Consider the following 19,575-nt stretch of genomic DNA (forward strand, 5'->3'; position numbering starts at 1 on the left):
AGCAAGTTTTGAAAATACAATCATAGTATACATGAAAAACTACTTTATATCAAGAAGCCATTTCAGGAATTTTATTGACAAGTCCTTGTTTTTAGAATTGGATAGCACGGCAATTATTTTGTCATGGTAATCATATCCAATTTCATCTAAATAGCGATTATCTTTATCAAGATATATACCATACGTGCCTGCTTTGACATCTTTTGAAGCAGGAAGCTTTTCTGTGTCTAATCCGCTTAAATTGAGATCTTTTACACTGTCAAGATTTAAAAACGCTCCTTGATTTCCCAGTGCATAGAAATTATCCTTGTCAAGCGCTATAACATCCACTTCTTCAGCAGAAATTTTAACCATCAGTTTTTGCACAGATGTTGGGTCAAGCTGAAACTTACCGTCACTGCCTTTTGTCAACATATAAAATTCAACTAATGCTTGATTTTTTCCCTTATCGGTACCTAAAAGTTCTTTTGTTATGGTATTCTGGAAATTCATCTCCTTGTCAAAATTTATCGATGTCCCTATCATTGAGAAGTCAAATACGTAATTTTTGTTTGTCAAAATTGAATTGACAAATGATGCAACTATAGCTACAACGATAATCCCAGCTATTATGTGTATCTTATAATAATCCCAAATGTACTCTGCTTTTTCTTTAAATGTCATATCTTTCATCCACTTGTTTGATTTCATACCATATCCTCCTGTAAAACTAATGTAGCTTTTTCTCTAAATTAATCAGCTTTGACGGATCGTTAGTGATTATTCCATCGACCCCCAATCGAATCATATTTTTCATAAGTTCTTCATCATCAACCGTCCACGGAAACAATTTAACATTATTCGATTTGCAACCTTTTACAACCTCAGGTATTATATTCACATAAAATGGATTAAGTGAATACGCATGCATCCTACTTGCAATATGCCACGGTTCAACAAGTCCACACTCATACAAAAGTCCAATGTTAAGCCTTGGCTCAATCTCTTTCACTGTCTTCAAGCTATAATGATTAAATGATGATATTAAAGCCAAATCTTCAAAACTATAGTCAAATATACAGTTAACCAGCTTCTCTTCTATTCCCGGATATGATATTAAGCCGCTTTTTATCTCTATGTTTACCAATACACTTTTATCTTCCAATAACTCAAAAACCTCTGCCAAAGTAGGTATTTTCTCACTTGCATAATTTCTGCCAAATTTTATTCCTGCGTTTAACCTTTTAAGCTCCTTTAACGTATAGTCTTTAACATATCCTATTCCATCAGTTGTCCTATCCACTCGTTCATCATGTATTACAACAAGATACCCATCTTTGCTAAGCTGTACATCTAATTCTATTCCATCCGAACCTAATTCAACAGCTCTCTTAAATGACGACAGCGTATTTTCCGGAGCGTTTTTAGAATCACCGCGGTGTGCTATGACAAGCGTCTTTGACATACTACCCCACCTTAAACATTTATTTTTACACAATATGTTTTATTATCACAGTGGAGAAAGGCCATATACACATTTCCTTCCTCCATGTTTAAAACATCATGCCTAAAAAAGCCTATAGACAGATTTCTATTTTTTTCAGAATTAGACATACCAACTGCTGACGGCAGATTGCACTTTAACCATTCATCATCTCGCAACAATGATTTTACTTCATCTGGTATTTTTTTATCCTCTTTAAGACAGTCAGGATATGCCTTATTGTTAGTAAAGTACATGTAATCATATCTTAAGCAGTCCTTAAAATACTCAACATCTATGCCTTCCAAAGAGGCAAATCTATAAATAATATCAAACAAATCATTCAGGGAATGCTTTTTGCCATAAAAGCCGTTCTTTACCCAAAAGTAATTTAGGCGTTTATACAGCTTAAACGGCTCTTTAAAAAAATCAAGCAAAAATCTTAATGACATTTTAAATTTCCCAGAGTTGTAATACTTATCTACTAAAAAAGCAATGTTTTTAAGCTCATGCAGCTCCATATAAGATATTGTATTTGTCATTAAAACTTCGTACGGAGGATCACTTCTATATCTTATGCCGTAAATATCTTTGTTTTTTCTAAGGCTACTTCCTTTTAAAAGCTTTAAAAAGCCTAATTGAATTTCATCAGGATTTAGCTCATATACATCATTAAAAGATTTCACAATCGAATTAAAATCGTCGCCAGGCAATCCTGCAATTAGATCTACATGCACCTTTACACCCGCATTTATGATAAGCTTTATGCCTTTTAACGCACTGCTGACGTCCGGATTTCTCGATACATTCTTTAAAGTTTCCTTATTAGTCGTCTGTATACCTACTTCAAATTGAACTTTATCTTCTATACCTTTTAAGCTATCTATAAACTCTTGATTGACTAACTCAGGATTAACTTCACAGTGAAATACTGTATCGCACCTCAACTCTCTTATTATGTCCAATATTTCTACCGCTCTTTTTATGTTGCTGTCAAAAGATCTGTCAATAAGCTTTACAATTTTTGCACCCATGCTTGTCAGTTTCTCTAAATCATCTCTCACTTTTTCAATGCTGGCATACCTCAACTTATTATCAAGAGATGATAAGCAATAAGAACATCTAAAAGGACACCCTCTGGATGTCTCATAATACACAAGCTTATTGGAAATATCTTCACCATCATAAGGAAATGGAATATCATCCAAGCAAACATAATCAGTGTTCTCTCTCGATATTACTTTTCCATCATTCATATAACTTATGCCATTTAAGTCACACACGTTTTCGCCATTATGGATTCTTTGTAAAAGATTTTTAAAAGTTGCTTCTCCTTCACCTAATACAATAAAATCTGCAACACCAATTTTCAGTAAATCATCGGAATCATAAGATACTTCAGGTCCTCCAAGAACTATTAAGACATCTTTATTGATCTTTTTTATGTATTCACAAAGCTTCAACACTTTATCTATATTCCATATATAGCACGAAAACCCTATAAGGTTAGGCCTTTTGTTCAGAATCTCATGCAGAATCAAATCCAAATCATCATTTATGGTCATTTCCAAAAGCTCAATGTCCATAGGTCTACAATACAGCTTAATATTTCTTATGGCCAAATTTGTATGGTAATATTTAGCATTCAATGCTACCAGCAGTGTCTTCATTATTGCACCTTCCAATGATAAATCTATCTTAATTATAGCACATACATGTCAAAATAAAGTAAAATAATTTTAAATCCATCTTTGCATATAATATAATATATTCGTAGTAATAATCTATAGAAAGAGGTGATTAGTTTGTACGTAAAGTTTAATAAAATATGGTTTCTGCTGACATTTATCGCATTGTTGTTTTCATCCTTGTACATATATTATACATTGACACCTAATATCGTATCTCAAGACGTATATAAATTTTTTTCACACTATACAGTAGAAAAATCTATTCCATATCATAAAGAAAATAGATTATTGTATATTTCTTCTTTTTTAATTCAATTAGTTTTTTTGCTTTGGTTTGTTTTTGGCGGATTCTCAATCAAATTGTCAAAAATATGTGAAAGAATAAGTGGAAAACATTATTATCTCAGTGTATTTATATTCTTTCTGTTTTTGTGGATAATTTTAAAAGTGTTATCGCTTCCATTTAGTTTTTATTCATATAGGCTACAGGTAAAATGGGGATTCTCAGTGCAAACAATTCAGTCATGGTTGATAGATTACATCAAAAACTCTCTAATAGACATTGTTCTATCTAGTATCGGAATTGTTTTGTTATTGTTCGCTATAAATAAATTCCAAAAAACGTGGTGGATATATGCATCTGTATTTCTTACTGCAATGCTATTTTTGCAAAATTTTATTTGGCCGTCCTTCATTGCTCCTATGTTCAACAAATTTACACCTGTTACTGATCCAGCAATTCTCAGCATGGTAAACGACATATCAAAAAACGCAGGAATAAAAATTGATAGAGTTGAAGAAATGGATGCCAGCAAGCGAACAACACTTGCAAATGCGTATTTTTATGGTTTTGGCAGTACAAGTAAAATAGTCCTTTACGATACACTTCTAAAAAAATATCCGCCCGATGAAATAAAAGCTGTAATTGCACATGAAGCTGCCCATTGGAAAGAAAATCACGTTTTAAAAAGCATAATAATTGGTTCATTAGGAATATTTATAATTTTCCTCGCCTTTAATGTTCTTTTGAAGGCAAGTATAGTCGAAATGCAAAGCCTTAGATATAGACCTTATATAATCTCAGTATTTTATCTTTTTATGCTGCTTGTTAATTTCGATATAAATCCGATTCAGAACTTCATATCAAGACAAATGGAAAGGCAAGCTGATTTGCTTTCTGTCCAATACCTCCATGATAAAAATGTAGTAATCAAATTGCAGGTAGATTTAGCAGAAAGAAGCTTATCCGACGTAGAACCTCCAAAATTCATAGAGTGGTTTTCTTATACGCATCCAAGTGCCATGAATAGAATTAGAGCCGTTGAAAAGTCTAAGATATAAAAACAAATTGCAAATTTTACTAACAAAATAACCACTTCCTTTCGAAGTGGTTAAGTAACTCTAAATATGTTTTTGGGTTTAATGTTGACTACTATATTTTTTACTCTGTGGATAACCTCTAAAACCCTTGATATTACTTTAAATGGTCTGAGTGACTGGATTTGAACCAGCGACCTCCAGAACCCCATTCTGGCGCGCTACCAACTGCGCCACACCCAGACATCTTACAATAGTATTATAAAACGTAATGTTTAAAAAATCAAGTGTCATAATATGATGCAGATTATACCGCCACCGCCGTCATTGACGATTCGTTCAAGTGTATCCCTTAGCCTCATGCTTACATTGTCTGGAATCTTGCCAAGCTTGTTTTGCATCCCTTCTTTTACAAGATCGCTTAGCGATTTTCCAAATATATTTGACTCCCAGATTTTATCCGGATCATTTTCAAACTGCTCTGTAATGTATTTGACAAAATCTTCACTTTGCTTTTCTGTGCCGACGATTGGCGACACTTCAGTTGTAACATCCGTTCTAAATATGTGAAGGGAAGGTGCAGATGCTTTAAGCCTTACAGCGAAGCTGCCACCTTGTCTAACTATTTCTGGCTTCTCAAATTCCATATTATCTATGCTGGCAGGAACAACACCCACGCCTTTTTTCTTGGCATCTTCAATGGCATCTTTTAATTTGTCGTACTCAGCTTTCGCGTATGATAATTCCTTCATCATTTTCATAAGATCTCTATCACCACGTATTTCAAGACCACATTCATCGCTTAATATTTTAAAGAAAAGACCTTCCTTCGTCTTTGCTTCTATGTCTGCGACACCTTCACCTGGGTCTATCTTTTTAATCACTACATCGCCCATGTGCTCATTGGACTTTATGGCATCAACTGTCTTTTTTATGTCCCTCAATCTAAACAGCTCATCTATACTTTGTTTGACTGTACTCATTATGCTCTGTTTTAACCAATGTTCATTTTCAAGTACATCTACCCACCTTGGCAGATCAATATTAAGCTCTGTAATTGGAAATTCATAAAGCACTTTTTCAAGTATATTTTTGATATCAGCCATGCTCATCTTAAGCACATTGACTACAACTACAGGCACATCGTACTTCATTTCCATTTCTTTGCCTAATTTAATTGTATCGGCGTCATCTGGATGTGTAGAATTCAGTAATATTATAAATGGTTTATGTATTTCTTTTAATTCCTTTATAACTCTTTCTTCTGGTTCTACGTAATTATCTCTTGGTATCTCTGTAATGCTTCCATCGGTGGTCACAACCAATCCGATTGTTGAATGGTCATTTATTACCTTTTTAGTCCCTATTTCAGCGGCTTCTTCAAACGGAATTTCGTAATCATACCATGGTGTAGTGACCATTCTTGGTTTATCGCCTTCTAAATATCCCATCGCACCTTTAACCATGTACCCGACACAATCTACTAATCTTACACTGAAACTGGTATTTTCATTTAGTGAAATCTCCACTGCTTTCTCTGGCACAAATTTAGGCTCCGTAGTCATTATTGTCTTGCCTGCCGCGCTCTGAGGCAACTCATCTTGAACTCTCTCTTTAAGGTTCAAATTGTCGATATTTGGCAATACCAATATATCCATAAATCTTTTTATAAATGTTGATTTCCCAGTACGAACAGGACCTACGACGCCTATATATATATCGCCTTCTGTTCTTTCTGCTATATCCTTATAAATATCGTAATTTTCCACATCATTTCCCTCCTTCTTATAGATAAATATAGTTTTTATACTTTAACACTACATATATATGAGGGAAATAGACAATTATGAATAAAAAAGAGGACACAATTTATATGCCCTCCATCTCATGCTTTTTGTTGCGAGTCATCAATGAATATACAGCTTCCCTTGGATTTTTGCCTTCAAATAATATCGAATAAATTTCATTAGTTATTGGCATCTCAATTCCATGAATTTTAGAAAGTTCATAAGCTGATTTAGTCGTATTAACACCCTCTACCACCATTCCGATTTCTCTTAATGCTTCGTCTAACGATTTTCCTTGCCCTATTTTTATGCCAGCCCTTCTGTTGCGTGAATACATGCTTGTGCATGTTACAATAAGATCCCCCATACCTGTCAAGCCCAAAAAAGTAAGTGGATCTGACCCTAATGCAACACCTAAACGAGTAATTTCGGCAAGTCCTCGCGTCATAAGAGCAGCTTTAGTATTATCTCCAAAGCCAAGCCCGTCTGATATGCCAGCACCTAATGCAATGATATTTTTAAGAGAGCCGCCTAATTCAACGCCTATCAAGTCTTTATTTATATACAATCTGAAATTTTCATCCATCATTACATCTTGCACATATTCACATGCGTTTATATCGTTTGATGAAATAACACATGCTGTAGGTATGTGCCTACAGACTTCTTCGGCATGACTTGGTCCAGAAAGCACTACAACTGGATTATCTACTATCTCTTTTATAACCTGGGACATCCTTTTTAAGCTGGAAGTTTCAAGACCTTTTGCTAAATTTACAATTATTGCCGATTTATCAACGATCCCTTTCATCATCTCTACCGTACATCTTACTGCGTGGGATGGAACTGCTAAAACTATTATTTTTTTGTCTTTTATCGCATAATATATATCAGTAGTTATATCAATGCTTTTCGGCAATTTTGCATCAAGGTACCTTCTATTATAGCCTGTTTTTTTGATTTCCTCCACCTGGTTTTGATCCCTCGTCCACATGCAAACATTGTGGTTCATAGAATCCAAATGAATCGCCATTGCTGTTCCCCAACTGCCTGCGCCTAATATTGCAACGTCCATTTGTAATCCCTCTTTACTTTATATTTGTTTTTTGCCCAAATTTCGATTCGGTTCCATTGAGTAATCGTTTTATATTTGCTCTATGCTGAAATACAACCATTGCTGTAAGTAGTATTGCAAATATCAACATATTAAGCGAACTATAGTAAATAATATTAAAAATGAGAAACGTAAATGCTCCAATTATGGAACCAAGCGAAACATACTTGCTGATAGAGATAACAGCAATCCCTATTATAAGCGACAAAACCGCAATGACAGGACTTATGGTCATAATAGCTCCAAAGCTTGTAGCTACCCCCTTACCACCTTTAAATCCCAAGAAAACAGGCCAATTGTGGCCGACTACTACTGCGATCCCTCCAACATATCCACCTATATTTCCGGCAATCAGTCTACCAAGAAGTACAGCTAAAACTCCTTTTAATACATCAGATAAAAACACAAAAAAAGCAACTTTAAATCCCAGAACCCTCATGACATTTGTAGCGCCAGCATTTCCACTGCCGTACTTTCTTATATCGGTTTTTTTGATAAAATTAGTAAAAAAATAAGCACTGTTAAATGACCCAATTAAGTAGGCAAGTATAGCGGCTAATGCTATCTTCACCGTTGATTCACCTCCTTTACTTTTCACCTTTTCTTCTAACTTCGATTTTCAATGGCACGCCTTCAAATCCAAAATTATCTCTGATTGTATTCTCTATAAACCTCACATATGAGAAATGCATTATCTCTGGATCATTTACAAACACCGCAAATGATGGTGGCTTTATGCCAAATTGCGTCACGTAGTATACTTTTAATACGCGGCCTTTTTCTGCAGGTGGCGGATTTATAAGCAACGCTTCGCTTATCACATTGTTTAACGTACCAGTAGAAATCCTCTTATTGTATTCTTCCCACACGCTATTTATTAGTTCAAAAAGCTTATTCAATCTTTGACCGGTTTTGGCCGATATAAACGTTATTGGCGCAAAGCTCATAAAAGAAAATTTCTCCCTTATAAGCTTCGTATATTCATTTACGGTGCTATTGTCTTTTTCAATAAGATCCCATTTGTTCACCGCAATTATCATTGCTTTATTCTGCTCAAATGCATAACCGGCAATTTTTGTATCTTGCTCAGTAGGACCTTCAGTAGCATCTATTACAAGAATACATATGTCAGATCTATCAATTGCAGCTAAAGCCCTCAAAACGCTATATCTTTCAATCTTATCTTCTATTCTTCCTTTTTTTCTCATGCCTGCCGTATCGATTATGACGTATTTTTTATCATCTTTTTCAAAGTACGTGTCAAGAGCGTCTCTTGTAGTGCCAGGTATGTCGCTAACTATAGCTCTTTCCTCACCTAATATCTTATTGACAAGAGAAGACTTGCCTACATTTGGCTTTCCTATAAAACATATTTTAATAGTTTCTTCATCGTACTCGTCTATATGATCAGGTATATTTTCAATGACTTCATCCAGCAAATCTCCTATGCCTAATCCATTAGATGCTGATATTGCTATTGGTTCTCCAAATCCAAGCCGCATCGAATCATAATAGCTAATAGGCATTTCCTTAAAATTATCAACTTTGTTTAATACAAGCAAAACTTTTTTCCGAGATTTCCTCAGCATATTTGCTATGTCCTCATCAACAGGACTTACGCCTTCTTTTCCATCAATTACAAATAAAATCAAATCAACCGTTTTTAAAGCAGCTTCAACTTGCATTTTTATTTTCGAAAAAAACTCATCTTCCGAATCTGGCTCAAGTCCTCCTGTGTCAACCAATATGAACCTCTTATCCATCCATTCCGTTTCATAGTAAATCCTATCCCTTGTTACACCAGGTTGATCTTCAACTATTGAAATGCGTTGTCCAGTTATCTTATTAAAAAGCGTTGACTTTCCTACATTTGGTCTTCCTACAATTCCTACCATAGGATATGCCATCATATCACCTTCCAATTATCTTTTGTATAAATTTTTTACCATCTACTTCTGAAACTAATACTTTTGTATTTAACTCTTTTTCTACATCGTCTATTGTCACATCATCTAAAAATGAATCAGTACCTTCTTTTATCATGGAATCAGGTATTATCAAAGTTTCACCATTTATTTTATCTTTTAATTGACTTATAATATCTCTGCCTGTTATAAGACCTGAAACAGTGATCTTTTTGCCAAAGAAATTATTAATTATTGGAACAACTTTAATATCTATGCCTTTTTTGCTCAACATGTAAACTAATTCTTCAATAAATTTATATGCCGATACTCCCGTTATAACACAAAATCTATCTTTAGGTTTCACATCCTTAATTTTTTTGTAGTAATCTACAAACTGCTTTTTAAACATCGCCATAAGGCCTACACCATTTTCAATTTGCGGAAAGCTCTCATACGCATTATAATCAGGTATGTCCGCTCCTGCTAAAACGTAAAATTCATCCGCTGCAAATACAAATGATGTTTTTATATCATTTTTCAATCTATCTTGCCACTTAGATATTTTATTTAATACTTCTTGTGCTCCTTCTTTATCAAATGTTTTAAGCTCAAAAAGCCCTTCTCTATGGTCCGTAAGCCCAACCGGCACAACAGCAACTGACTTTACTCCAGGAAAAAGCTTTGACAAATCGTCGATCGTCTTATCAAGGATTTGCCCATCATTAAGCCCAGGACATAAGACTACTTGGCAGTGTACTTCAATATCATTTTTAATAAGCTCCTTTATTTTATCTAAAATCCCTCCAGCATTCGGATTCCTCATCATCTTTTTTCGGATCTCGTCATCTGTGGCATGAACAGACAAGTATATTGGAGACATCTTATACCTTATAATCCTGGAAAATTCATCATCGCTTACATTGGTAAGCGTCACAAAATTGCCTTGAAGGAAAGACAATCTATAGTCATCATCTTTAAAAGCCAAACTACGCCTTACATTCTTAGGCAATTGATCTACAAAGCAAAAAACGCACTTATTTCTGCAGTGCTTTAGCTTATCTATGATCCCTGTCTCAAAAATAAGCCCCAAGTCATCATCGTAATCTTTCTCAATCTCGTAAATATATTCCTCTCCATTTCCCTTCTTTATTAAAAGCTCTATATTTTCATTAGCTATTTGAAACTTATAATCTATTAGATCTGTTATTTCACTGCCATTTATCGATATAAGTGTATCACCTGGCTCAATCCCCACTTCATCAGCAATGCTATCTTTTAGTACATCTTTTATTTTATGATATGCCATTTAATATCCTCCTACTAATTATCCAATAATATTATGAATTAATAGAAGGACTTAGTCAAGCTCTTTTAATCTGGACTTCACACTGTTTACTATGTCTAAAAAGTTTTTGTACTTTTTTATTATTCCATAGACAGTAAAAGGTCTGCCAATGGATATCATTTTAAATCTTCTGGACGTCATACCGCCAAACTTCGTCATGAGTCCAATAGCTGGCAATGTATCAATAAGCATTATTTCTTTTTCAGATATGCCGGATTCTCTTAAAAAGCTTTTTACAGCCTTCATCATGATCTTCCTTCCGCTTTTAGCTCCAATCGCGTACACATCATTGTCAAATTCGTCAACGCCCATGTAAAACGGAATGCCTATCTGATTACCTTCTGTCATATCATAATGAGGCAAAGACAAGATTTCTTCAAAAGCAGGAATCCTATCATCAGGAAGAAATCCAACGTGAATCGCTGCTGCCACAATTGACGAATGAGCACTGCCATAACAAACATAAGCTATAATCATGTTTTCTCCTCAAAACCATATTTCTTTAATTCTTCAGCTAAATTTTTAATTCCATCAAAGCGCTTAATCAACCAATTATATAAAATTTCATCGACAATTTTTTTAAAAATCGCAATCTTTCTCATTGGAAAAATAAATTTTAGATATTTAGGTTCATACATGCTTGTGTCTATAAAGATTAATCTGTCGTACTCCAAATTATAAATCTTTCTAAGCCCTTCTAATGTTTTTTTTATATTATCGCTAAAATTTTTCATGCCTATGACATAAATTTCATGTAAGTTTTCATCAAGACCTATGTACTTTAGTTCGCCGTAGTCTAAGTCAAGCATTTCCGGCAAAGAAAATACAGTATCTTTTGATATCTCATCTTTTAAGTATCCTGCGTGAATATACGCCGCAACAACCGATGAAAAACATCCGTAATAACTGTAGTATACTATCTTCAGTTTCATCACCACACTGTAAAAATGGTGCTTTTTTGCACCAATTAGATCACTTTTTATCTCTATTGAAAATTCCCAAAAAACTGCTGAATTCTTTCTTTGTATAATCTTTTATCTTAGACATCATTTCTCGCCCACCTGTACTCAGAAACATAAATCCTACAATTGAAAAAACGGCTACACCTATAAGAATCCAAATGCCCCAACCAGCAGAATTGTTTTGCGATGTCGTTCCTTTTTGCGTATTAGTCAAAGTGCCAACTTGTTTCTTCTCGTCTGTACCATATACAGCTTTCGTAAGGACGTCAGCCATAAACTTTGCTGATTCTTCAGCTCTCTGCCTTGTATGGGTATCTGTTCCAAATTCCAGCAGCAACGAATTAGGAGTTAAATCTTGATTGTAGTCGCCACTTCCGTAAAAAATATCTTTTATCAAGTTAGGATATTCTTTATCTGCTATTGCTTTTATTCGAAAAGCCAAGTCTTGGTTTGCTTTTAAATTCGCATTTGTTCTGCCTAAGACAAGTCTAACCCCTGTTGCATTTGTACCAGCTATCTTTCGTATATAATCTTGGTATGGCGCAGCATCCCTGTGTATGTCAAGCAGCAAGTCAGGTCTATCGTTTTTTAAAATTTTTAATGCACCAACACGAGAACGCCTGTATGCCATTGCGTCGTGCGGTAAATAAAGCGTCTCATCGACAAATGTTTTGATGCCCTTCTTTGACAGCGCATTGCTTAACGATGCATCGACTTTATATATGCCTCCATGTCCATAAATGCTGGCAGTTCCATCTGTCGGTATATACGACTCATCACTGTGTGTAGAATACATTGCAATTTTTCTTTCGCCTGTTTTTTGAGCCATTGCTTGAGAAACTTCTTCTATGTTGACATCTGGAAGTTTTACCGTCTTTAAATACGTAGCATAAGCTTTGTCATTTTTTTTATCCACTTTTATTATCTTATACATTTTATTGTCATGCGACAAATACATGTCGTTTACTTTTAAATCCCAAGAAATCCTAAAAAGCACATTATTCGTCTTGTTTAAATACACCGTATAATATCCGCCATCTTTGCCGCTCCAGTCATCGGCATTTACTTTTATAAATGAAAATGATGTGACTAATACTGTAAATAATATAAACACAATCACTTTTTTATTTCTCATCTGAATCATCACTGTCCTTTTTGCGATATTTTTCTCTAATGGCTTTAATATCGTCCTCGCTTAAAAGGCTGCTGGTTAAATGCGGTTCTGTGTTTTTCTTTGATGTACCACCTTGTATTTTTTCCCTTGTTTCACCCAGTATTTCAGAGAAAAATACTGCTACTATCATCGATATGACTACAGTATCAAATGCACCTGCTCCTCCTACAGAAATTGTACCTGGTCTGGCCAAAATTATATTTGTGATACCTTCTGCTAAGTCGCTTAAAATGACTCCCATAACACCAGCAATAAAAGCACATCTTCTTGACCTGCCAAACATATACGCAATCAAACCACTGATAATGCCGTAAACATAGTTAGGCTCTATAAACATAGCTTCTGGTTCACTGGGCAGCAATTTTCCAGCCAAGTAAACAGCAGTTCCCGCCAATATAGATGATACTACAGCATTTATTCTTTCAACGCCTCTTTCCGCTCTTATGAACAAATAAACCGCAACTGCCGCTGGTATCACAGCACCTCCTATATTTATAGATATCTTTTTCCCTAATGGTATATCCGGCAAGAACGTACCTACCATCATTCCCATTATTATTATCAACGCCCATGTGTCTGTCATCTTCATCCTGTCTAAAACTCTGTGAGCGAATCCAAAAAGAACAAACAATCCCGTTATAGATAATATTATGTAAGCAAGTGGCATTTAACATCACCTCGATTTATATCTTTTGCAGTATTAAAAAAAGTATACAAAAAAAACACCTAAAAAGGTGTTTTTTGTTTTTTATTCATTTAAATCTATGTGCTGCCCACTATCAAGATATATTACCCATTCGCATATATTTGTGGCATGATCTGCTATTCTCTCCAGATATCGTGCGACAAATAAGAATTGTGCAGCTTGATCGATGTTTTTTGGATCTTCTATCATATAGGTGAGAAGCTCTCTAAAAATCTGCTTGTATAAGCTATCGACAATATCATCCTTTTGGTTGATGGTCTTAGCTAATTGTGTATCTTGATTCACATAAGAGTCAAGAGACAGCTTAACCATCTCTCTCACAATGTCGCTCATCCTTGGTATGTCAATGAGAGGCTTAATGTACGTCTGATGTGCTATTCTGATTGTGGTTTTTGCTATGTCTACTGCATGGTCTGCCATTCTTTCCAAATCAGTATTTATCTTAAGGCCTGTAAGAACAATCCTAAGATCTCTTGCCAACGGCTGCTGTGTCAAAATTATCCTGGAACATCTATCGTCAATTTCCACTTCTTTTTCATCTATCCTGTCGTCTTGATCGATTACTTTCTGAGCCATTTCTACATCATGGTTTATTAAAGATAATATGGAATTTCCGATAGCTTCTTCAACCATTGCACCCATCTTCAAAATATCATAGTGTAAATCTTCCAACTCTTTTTCAAAGTGTGTCCTATTCACAATAGCACCTCCTTTAACCGAATCTTCCCGTTATATAATCCTCTGTACGTTTGTCACGTGGATTATAAAATATATCCTCAGTTTTTCCTGTCTCAATTATCTCGCCATTTAAGAAAAATGACGTTGAGTCAGACACTCTTCCAGCCTGCTGCATATTGTGTGTAACAATAACTATAGTATATTTATTCTTCAATTGGTCTATTAATTCTTCTATCTTCATGGTTGAAATCGGATCAAGAGCAGATGTAGGCTCATCCATCAAGATTATCTCTGGTTCGATTGCCAATGTCCTTGCTATACACAATCTCTGCTGCTGACCACCTGATAAGCCTAATGCTGAATCATTAAGCCTATCCTTAACTTCATCCCAAAGAGCTGCATCTTTTAAACTTTTTTCAACTATCTCATTTAATATTTTCTTATTTTTCTGCCCGTGTATTCGCGGACCGTATGCAATATTATCGTATATCGTCATTGGAAAAGGATTTGGCTTTTGAAATACCATTCCCACCCTTTTTCTAAGCTCTATTGCATCCACATCCTTGTATATATTTTGATTGTCTATCATTACAGTTCCTTTTATAGTCACCCCATCTATAAGGTCATTCATCCTATTCAATGTCCTTAAAAAAGTAGACTTTCCGCATCCAGATGGGCCAATTAAAGCCATGACGCTGTTTTCTTCCACATCTATATTTATTTTTTTCAAAGCCTGCATCTGGCCATAAAACAAATCAAGATCCCTTACTTCAATCTTTTTCATGAAAAAGGTTTCCCCTTTCTATAATAATTATATTGCATTATTTTCCGCCTGTCATCTTTTTATATAAAATATTTCCAAGCCAACGAGCTAAAATATTAAATAGCAATACGATTATGAGAAGAACTGCCGCTGAACCATCTGCAATTTGTCTGGCATCCGGCGCAAGCCCTTCACTATTAACTTTCCAAATGTATACAGCTAAAGTCTCGGCGGCCCTAAACGGATAAAATGGAGAGTTTGGCATTAATGGATTTAACACTTTAAAATTAAGCATAGGTGTACTCATACCAGCGGTGTATAAAAGCGCAGCAGCTTCTCCAAAAATCCTACCAGATGTGAGTATTATGCCTGTTATAAGCCCCGGCAATGCAGATGGGATTAAAACTTTTACTATAGTCTGCCATTTTGTGGCACCTAATGCAAAACTTGCCTCTTTTAAAGAAGATGAAACGCTTTTTATAGCATCTTCACTGACTCTTGCCATAACAGGCAAATTTAATACAGTAAGAGCCAGCGCGCCTGACATAAGCGAATATCCCCAATGAAGCATATTTACAAAAATTAAAAGTCCAAAAAGACCTACAACAATTGATGGCAGCGATGACAATGTCTCTGTTGACAACCTAATCAACTCAGTTATTTTGCTGGGTCTTGCATACTCTGCCATATAAAGTCCTGCACCAACTCCAATTGGAACTGAAATAATAAGCGTTAGTACTAAAAGCAACAGCGAATTAAATATCTGAGGTGCTATGCCTCCGCCTTTCTCCATAAACTTTGGAGGCGTCAATATAAAATGCAAATTCAATTCGCTTCTGCCTTGATACAATATATACATTATAAGAGATAAGAGAAAAAGCACTATGACTCCTGCTACAACATAAAAGTAAATCGTTGCTAACCTATCGTAAAATTTTGATTTCATTTATACATGCTCCTCCTGCCAACAAGCCTTATTATGAGAATAAATCCGAAAGAAATCAAGAGCAATAATAATGCCAATGACCAAAGGGCATTATTCCAAGTTGAACCAGTAACCGTATTGGCCATATCCATAGTAATAACAGATGTAATCGTGGACATAGGCTGCAAGAACGACAAAGGAATCGCCGGGCTGTTTCCAATAACCATTTGAACCGCCAAAGCTTCACCGAAAGCACGAGCCAGCCCTAATACAACCGCCGTAAGTATACCAGACTTTGCGGCAGGCAATACTACCCTTCTAATCGTCTGCCATCTTGTAGCACCAAGAGCATAAGAAGCCTCTCGTATCTCCCAAGGCAATGACTTAATAGCATCTGTGCTGACACTTGTTATCGTAGGAAGCACCATTATCGTCAATACTAAAATACCTGCCAGCAGACTAAAACCTAATCCACCAATATGTTTGCTGATGAAAGGAACTAAAACGGTAAGTCCAATCCAACCGTATACGACAGAAGGGATTCCAACGAATATCTCCATCGCAGGCTGCAATAAATTTCTTCCAAGTTTTTTCGCTATTTCAACCATGAAGATAGCTGCCGATATGCTAAGAGGTGTGCTTATCAAAATTGCAAAAACTGATACAAGCACAGAACCCAGTATAAACTGAAGTGAACCTATAGCAAGTCCTCCTTGACTATTAGGCCTATCTGGTTTCCATGTGGTCCCAAAAAGAAATTCGCTTATAGAACGCTTATCAACAATAAAAGTTGATAACCCTTTTGTTGCAACAAAGTAGAAAATGGAAACAGTTATAACTATCAATAAGAAAGCACAAATAAAAGCATACGTTTTTCCAATCTTGTCAAAAATCTTTCGTCTTTTGTCATACTTTTCAGACATTTTTTACCTCCTGATATGAATTTTCGACAATACTTTAATTATAGTATCAAAATAAAAAAAAATATTCATTAAGGTAATGTAAAATTTGTGTTAATTTTATGTTAAATCTTAAAATCTTTTACTGATTCATTTAGCAATTGAGCGTAATCAATCAAATCATTTGTAGCTTTTTCCAAGTTTATTATCATCTCATACTCTTCATCAATATTTTTCTCCACAGCACCAGCATTTTGATTAAAACCGGCTGATATTTCTTTCACTATTAACGCATCCGACATTATTTTATCAAGATTTCCTGTTACTTTTTTTATATACTCTTCTAATTCCAAAATATTTTCTTTTGTGATCTTTATATTCATATAAATATCATTGAAATTTTCTTTCGCCCTTTCGCTTATAGACAATCCCTTAGCAATCACATCTTTTTCTTTTTCTATCCTGGTATTAGCGCTGTAAATCTCATCTAACACTTCAGATAGAATAGCCGATGCTTGTACAATAGCATTTTCAGAATCTACGGATAATTTCCTTATTTCATCGGCGACAACCCTAAATCCTCTTCCATGTTCTTTAGCTTTTGCAGCCTCAATTGCTGCATTCAGCGAAAGTAAGTGGGTCTGTTTTGATATATTTTTAATGATATCCACGATGTCATTTATCTTTTTTGAATTTATCACCAATCTTTTAAATAATTCATAAGTATCCTGAACGCTCAAACTAATTGCTTTCATGTTTTCCGCAACATTTTCGATTGCGTTTAAACCCATCACAGCAGTTTCATTCATAACTTTAGCCGAATTTACGGTTTTATCTACATTTAGCATCATCAAATTAGCTGATGATTTAATCTCAACAATATTATTTGTCGTATTTTCTATAGCAATCTTCTGTTTTTCAGAGCCTGATGATATCTCTTTCATGCTTTCAAAGATTTCTTTTGTTTTTTCTATTGATTTTGCAGAAACATCTTTAAAAGTTTCTGCATGTGCATTTAATCCTTCAATTATTTTATAAATTTTCTGTACTATGTCTCTTAAATTAGAAACCATGTAACTTACACTATTTGAAATATTAACTATTTCAAGACTCCCTGTCTTAATATCAGATACAATCTTTAAATCTCCAGTTGAAATTTTATTGAAGACTTTTTGCAATTTTGTTAAAGGCTCTGTAATCCCTTTAGTTCCAATCATTGATAGTATAAATGCAAAAATTAGCGAAAATAAACCTATTAATAAAGTTGCATTTCTTATTTCATATACAGGTTTTAAATAAGCATTTTCACTAACAATAATTACGTATAGCCAATCCTTTTCAATAATATATCTATAGCTTATTAATACGTCATTATTGCTCAGCTTTGTATGTACAAGACCATTATTTTTCTTAAACATCTCAGCTATTTGTGATTTACTGATTACATTGTTTTCTTCTTTTTTTAAACTGCCATCTTGCCATCTTATGGAATTTAGTTGCCTATCAAATATGTAAATTTGTGGTTTAAGTCCTCTTGTAATATAAGAAGCTTTTTCGCTTTCAATGACATATTGAAGTTTGGCTCCAAATTCACTTGAATTATAAGCACCTTCTAAAAGCGAGATTTGATTTATCATGGTTTTTGTGGAACTTGATAAACTATTTTGTATGTCATTGACTATGTAATTTTTTGTAATTGTATATGTAGTAAAGCCTACAATTGTTATAGATATCAATACAAGGATTGAAAAAAGAAGTATCATCTTTGTTCTGATTCTAAGACCAGATATACTCAATTTCTTCATTTATTTCTCTCCTAAACATAAGAGCCAGTATAAATACCAGCTCTTATAAAAATTATTATTTTATATTTTGTTTTTGCCTATTTTAAAGTTACTTTCATGTCATTTATGTTTATAAAACCAAGCTTCTCTGCAGGTCCTTTTTGAACTTCATCAGACATCATAAAATCTAAGAATGCCTTCACAACGCCTTTAGGTTCGCCTTTAGTGTACATGTGCTCGTACGATGCAATTGGATACGTGCCATTTATGACATTTTCTTTTGTAGGCGCAACACCATTGTACTTCAAAGCTTTTACAGAATCGTCAAGATAGGAGAACGCAAGATAGCTTATTGCGCCTTTCTTTTCTGCAACTGTCTTTCTAACAGTACCTGAAGCATCTTCTGTCAACGCCAATCCCTGCACTTCATCTTGTCCACCTAATACGATTTTCTTAAAAGTAGCTCTTGTACCTGAACTTGTAGGTCTATTTATTACAACAATAGGTTCGTCTGGACCGCCAACTTCTTTCCAATTTTTTATCTTGCCTGTAAATATGTCTACCAATTGTTGCTGCGTCAAATTGTCTATCGTCACGTCTTTATTGACAACAACAGCAAAACCTACAACAGCAACTTTGTGATCTACCAATGATTTTGCATCAATACCTGATTTCTCTTCTGCGTATATGTCTGAATCGCCTATATCCGCTGCGCCTTGTGCTACCTGCGTCAAACCAGTACCACTTCCGCCGCCTTGGACATTGATAGTCGCATTAGGATATTTTTGATTAAATAATGTAGCTGCTTGCTCTACTAAGGGCTGTAAAGCTGTAGAACCAACTGCTGTTGCAGTGCCAGAAATATCTTGATTGCTACTTGATTGATTAGATGATCCTGAATTATTAGTATTTGGACCACATGCAGAAAATAAAAACACACTTAAAACCATCAATACAGACAACAAAACTTTTGCTATTTTACTCTTCGACATAATTGCACCTCCGTATTTTTTTTACAAGTTTAGTATAACAGTCTATTGTAAAGCCTGTATTAAGCTTGT

The 19,575-nt window shown here is 34.8% G+C and carries 19 protein-coding genes and 1 tRNA gene; 1 reads left to right on the forward strand and 19 read right to left on the reverse strand.

Translation table 11 applies throughout. The features are described 5' to 3' along the window. Window positions 1-39 precede the first annotated feature (39 nt). Genes GSH73_RS08290 through GSH73_RS08300 form a run of 3 tightly spaced genes read right to left on the reverse strand, consistent with a single transcriptional unit; the run spans window position 40 to window position 3,132 of the window. Window positions 40-690 (reverse strand): hypothetical protein, encoded by a 651-nt coding sequence (locus GSH73_RS08290; protein ID WP_014758474.1) that lies wholly within the window; start codon window positions 688-690, stop codon window positions 40-42. Window positions 691-709: 19 nt separating this feature from the next. Beyond that, window positions 710-1,444, reverse strand: a complete 735-nt coding sequence (locus GSH73_RS08295) for a glycerophosphodiester phosphodiesterase (protein ID WP_014758473.1) — start codon at window positions 1,442-1,444, stop codon at window positions 710-712. Between the two features lie 11 nt (window positions 1,445-1,455). Next, window positions 1,456-3,132, reverse strand: coding sequence for a B12-binding domain-containing radical SAM protein (locus tag GSH73_RS08300; RefSeq protein ID WP_014758472.1), 1,677 nt, complete (start codon window positions 3,130-3,132; stop codon window positions 1,456-1,458). 135 nt (window positions 3,133-3,267) lie between these two features. On the opposite strand from GSH73_RS08300, the gene GSH73_RS08305 reads away from it, so the two are divergent. Next, window positions 3,268-4,494, forward strand: coding sequence for a M48 family metallopeptidase (locus GSH73_RS08305; protein ID WP_014758471.1), 1,227 nt, complete (start codon window positions 3,268-3,270; stop codon window positions 4,492-4,494). A 143-nt stretch (window positions 4,495-4,637) separates the two neighbouring features. Here the strand turns inward: GSH73_RS08305 and GSH73_RS08310 are convergent. From GSH73_RS08310 to GSH73_RS08385, 16 genes are all read right to left on the reverse strand, one after another. After that, window positions 4,638-4,713 (reverse strand) — tRNA-Pro (locus GSH73_RS08310). 47 nt (window positions 4,714-4,760) lie between these two features. Continuing rightward, the gene (gene spoIVA, locus GSH73_RS08315) at window positions 4,761-6,239 is read right to left on the reverse strand and encodes a stage IV sporulation protein A (RefSeq protein ID WP_014758470.1); all 1,479 of its coding nucleotides are present in this window, start codon (window positions 6,237-6,239) and stop codon (window positions 4,761-4,763) included. A gap of 100 nt (window positions 6,240-6,339) precedes the next feature. After that, window positions 6,340-7,332, reverse strand: coding sequence for an NAD(P)H-dependent glycerol-3-phosphate dehydrogenase (locus GSH73_RS08320; protein ID WP_014758469.1), 993 nt, complete (start codon window positions 7,330-7,332; stop codon window positions 6,340-6,342). A 13-nt stretch (window positions 7,333-7,345) separates the two neighbouring features. Beyond that, complete coding sequence (gene plsY, locus GSH73_RS08325; RefSeq protein WP_014758468.1) at window positions 7,346-7,942, reverse strand: glycerol-3-phosphate 1-O-acyltransferase PlsY; 597 nt, start codon at window positions 7,940-7,942, stop codon at window positions 7,346-7,348. Between the two features lie 16 nt (window positions 7,943-7,958). Beyond that, window positions 7,959-9,278 (reverse strand): ribosome biogenesis GTPase Der, encoded by a 1,320-nt coding sequence (der, locus tag GSH73_RS08330; RefSeq protein ID WP_038069382.1) that lies wholly within the window; start codon window positions 9,276-9,278, stop codon window positions 7,959-7,961. A 4-nt stretch (window positions 9,279-9,282) separates the two neighbouring features. Next, entirely contained in the window at window positions 9,283-10,584 is a 1,302-nt protein-coding gene (locus tag GSH73_RS08335) for a DUF512 domain-containing protein (RefSeq protein ID WP_014758466.1), read from the reverse strand. Between the two features lie 51 nt (window positions 10,585-10,635). After that, window positions 10,636-11,100, reverse strand: a complete 465-nt coding sequence (locus tag GSH73_RS08340) for a DUF3189 family protein (protein WP_014758465.1) — start codon at window positions 11,098-11,100, stop codon at window positions 10,636-10,638. Continuing rightward, window positions 11,097-11,555: a DUF3189 family protein gene (locus tag GSH73_RS08345; RefSeq protein WP_014758464.1), complete on the reverse strand. Its 459-nt coding sequence runs from the start codon at window positions 11,553-11,555 to the stop codon at window positions 11,097-11,099. The genes GSH73_RS08340 and GSH73_RS08345 overlap by 4 nt, the downstream gene beginning before the upstream one ends. Window positions 11,556-11,595: 40 nt before the next feature. Continuing rightward, entirely contained in the window at window positions 11,596-12,729 is a 1,134-nt protein-coding gene (gene spoIIP / locus GSH73_RS08350) for a stage II sporulation protein P (RefSeq protein ID WP_014758463.1), read from the reverse strand. Further along, window positions 12,710-13,426: a DUF1614 domain-containing protein gene (locus tag GSH73_RS08355; RefSeq protein WP_014758462.1), complete on the reverse strand. Its 717-nt coding sequence runs from the start codon at window positions 13,424-13,426 to the stop codon at window positions 12,710-12,712. The genes spoIIP and GSH73_RS08355 overlap by 20 nt, the downstream gene beginning before the upstream one ends. A gap of 81 nt (window positions 13,427-13,507) precedes the next feature. Beyond that, on the reverse strand, window positions 13,508-14,164 hold the full coding sequence (gene phoU / locus GSH73_RS08360) for a phosphate signaling complex protein PhoU (protein WP_014758461.1): 657 nt from the start codon (window positions 14,162-14,164) through the stop codon (window positions 13,508-13,510). Between the two features lie 13 nt (window positions 14,165-14,177). Beyond that, window positions 14,178-14,927, reverse strand: a complete 750-nt coding sequence (gene pstB, locus GSH73_RS08365; RefSeq protein WP_013787856.1) for a phosphate ABC transporter ATP-binding protein PstB — start codon at window positions 14,925-14,927, stop codon at window positions 14,178-14,180. Between the two features lie 37 nt (window positions 14,928-14,964). Beyond that, the gene (pstA, locus tag GSH73_RS08370; protein WP_014758460.1) at window positions 14,965-15,852 is read right to left on the reverse strand and encodes a phosphate ABC transporter permease PstA; all 888 of its coding nucleotides are present in this window, start codon (window positions 15,850-15,852) and stop codon (window positions 14,965-14,967) included. Beyond that, the gene (gene pstC, locus GSH73_RS08375; protein ID WP_014758459.1) at window positions 15,849-16,754 is read right to left on the reverse strand and encodes a phosphate ABC transporter permease subunit PstC; all 906 of its coding nucleotides are present in this window, start codon (window positions 16,752-16,754) and stop codon (window positions 15,849-15,851) included. Before pstC ends, pstA begins: the two co-directional genes overlap by 4 nt. Window positions 16,755-16,855: 101 nt before the next feature. Next, window positions 16,856-18,535, reverse strand: a complete 1,680-nt coding sequence (locus tag GSH73_RS08380; protein ID WP_014758458.1) for a methyl-accepting chemotaxis protein — start codon at window positions 18,533-18,535, stop codon at window positions 16,856-16,858. 77 nt (window positions 18,536-18,612) lie between these two features. Further along, window positions 18,613-19,506, reverse strand: a complete 894-nt coding sequence (locus GSH73_RS08385; RefSeq protein ID WP_014758457.1) for a phosphate ABC transporter substrate-binding protein — start codon at window positions 19,504-19,506, stop codon at window positions 18,613-18,615. Window positions 19,507-19,575 lie beyond the last annotated feature (69 nt).

The organism is Thermoanaerobacterium aotearoense, from assembly GCF_009905255.1.
Classification (GTDB): domain Bacteria; phylum Bacillota; class Thermoanaerobacteria; order Thermoanaerobacterales; family Thermoanaerobacteraceae; genus Thermoanaerobacterium; species Thermoanaerobacterium aotearoense.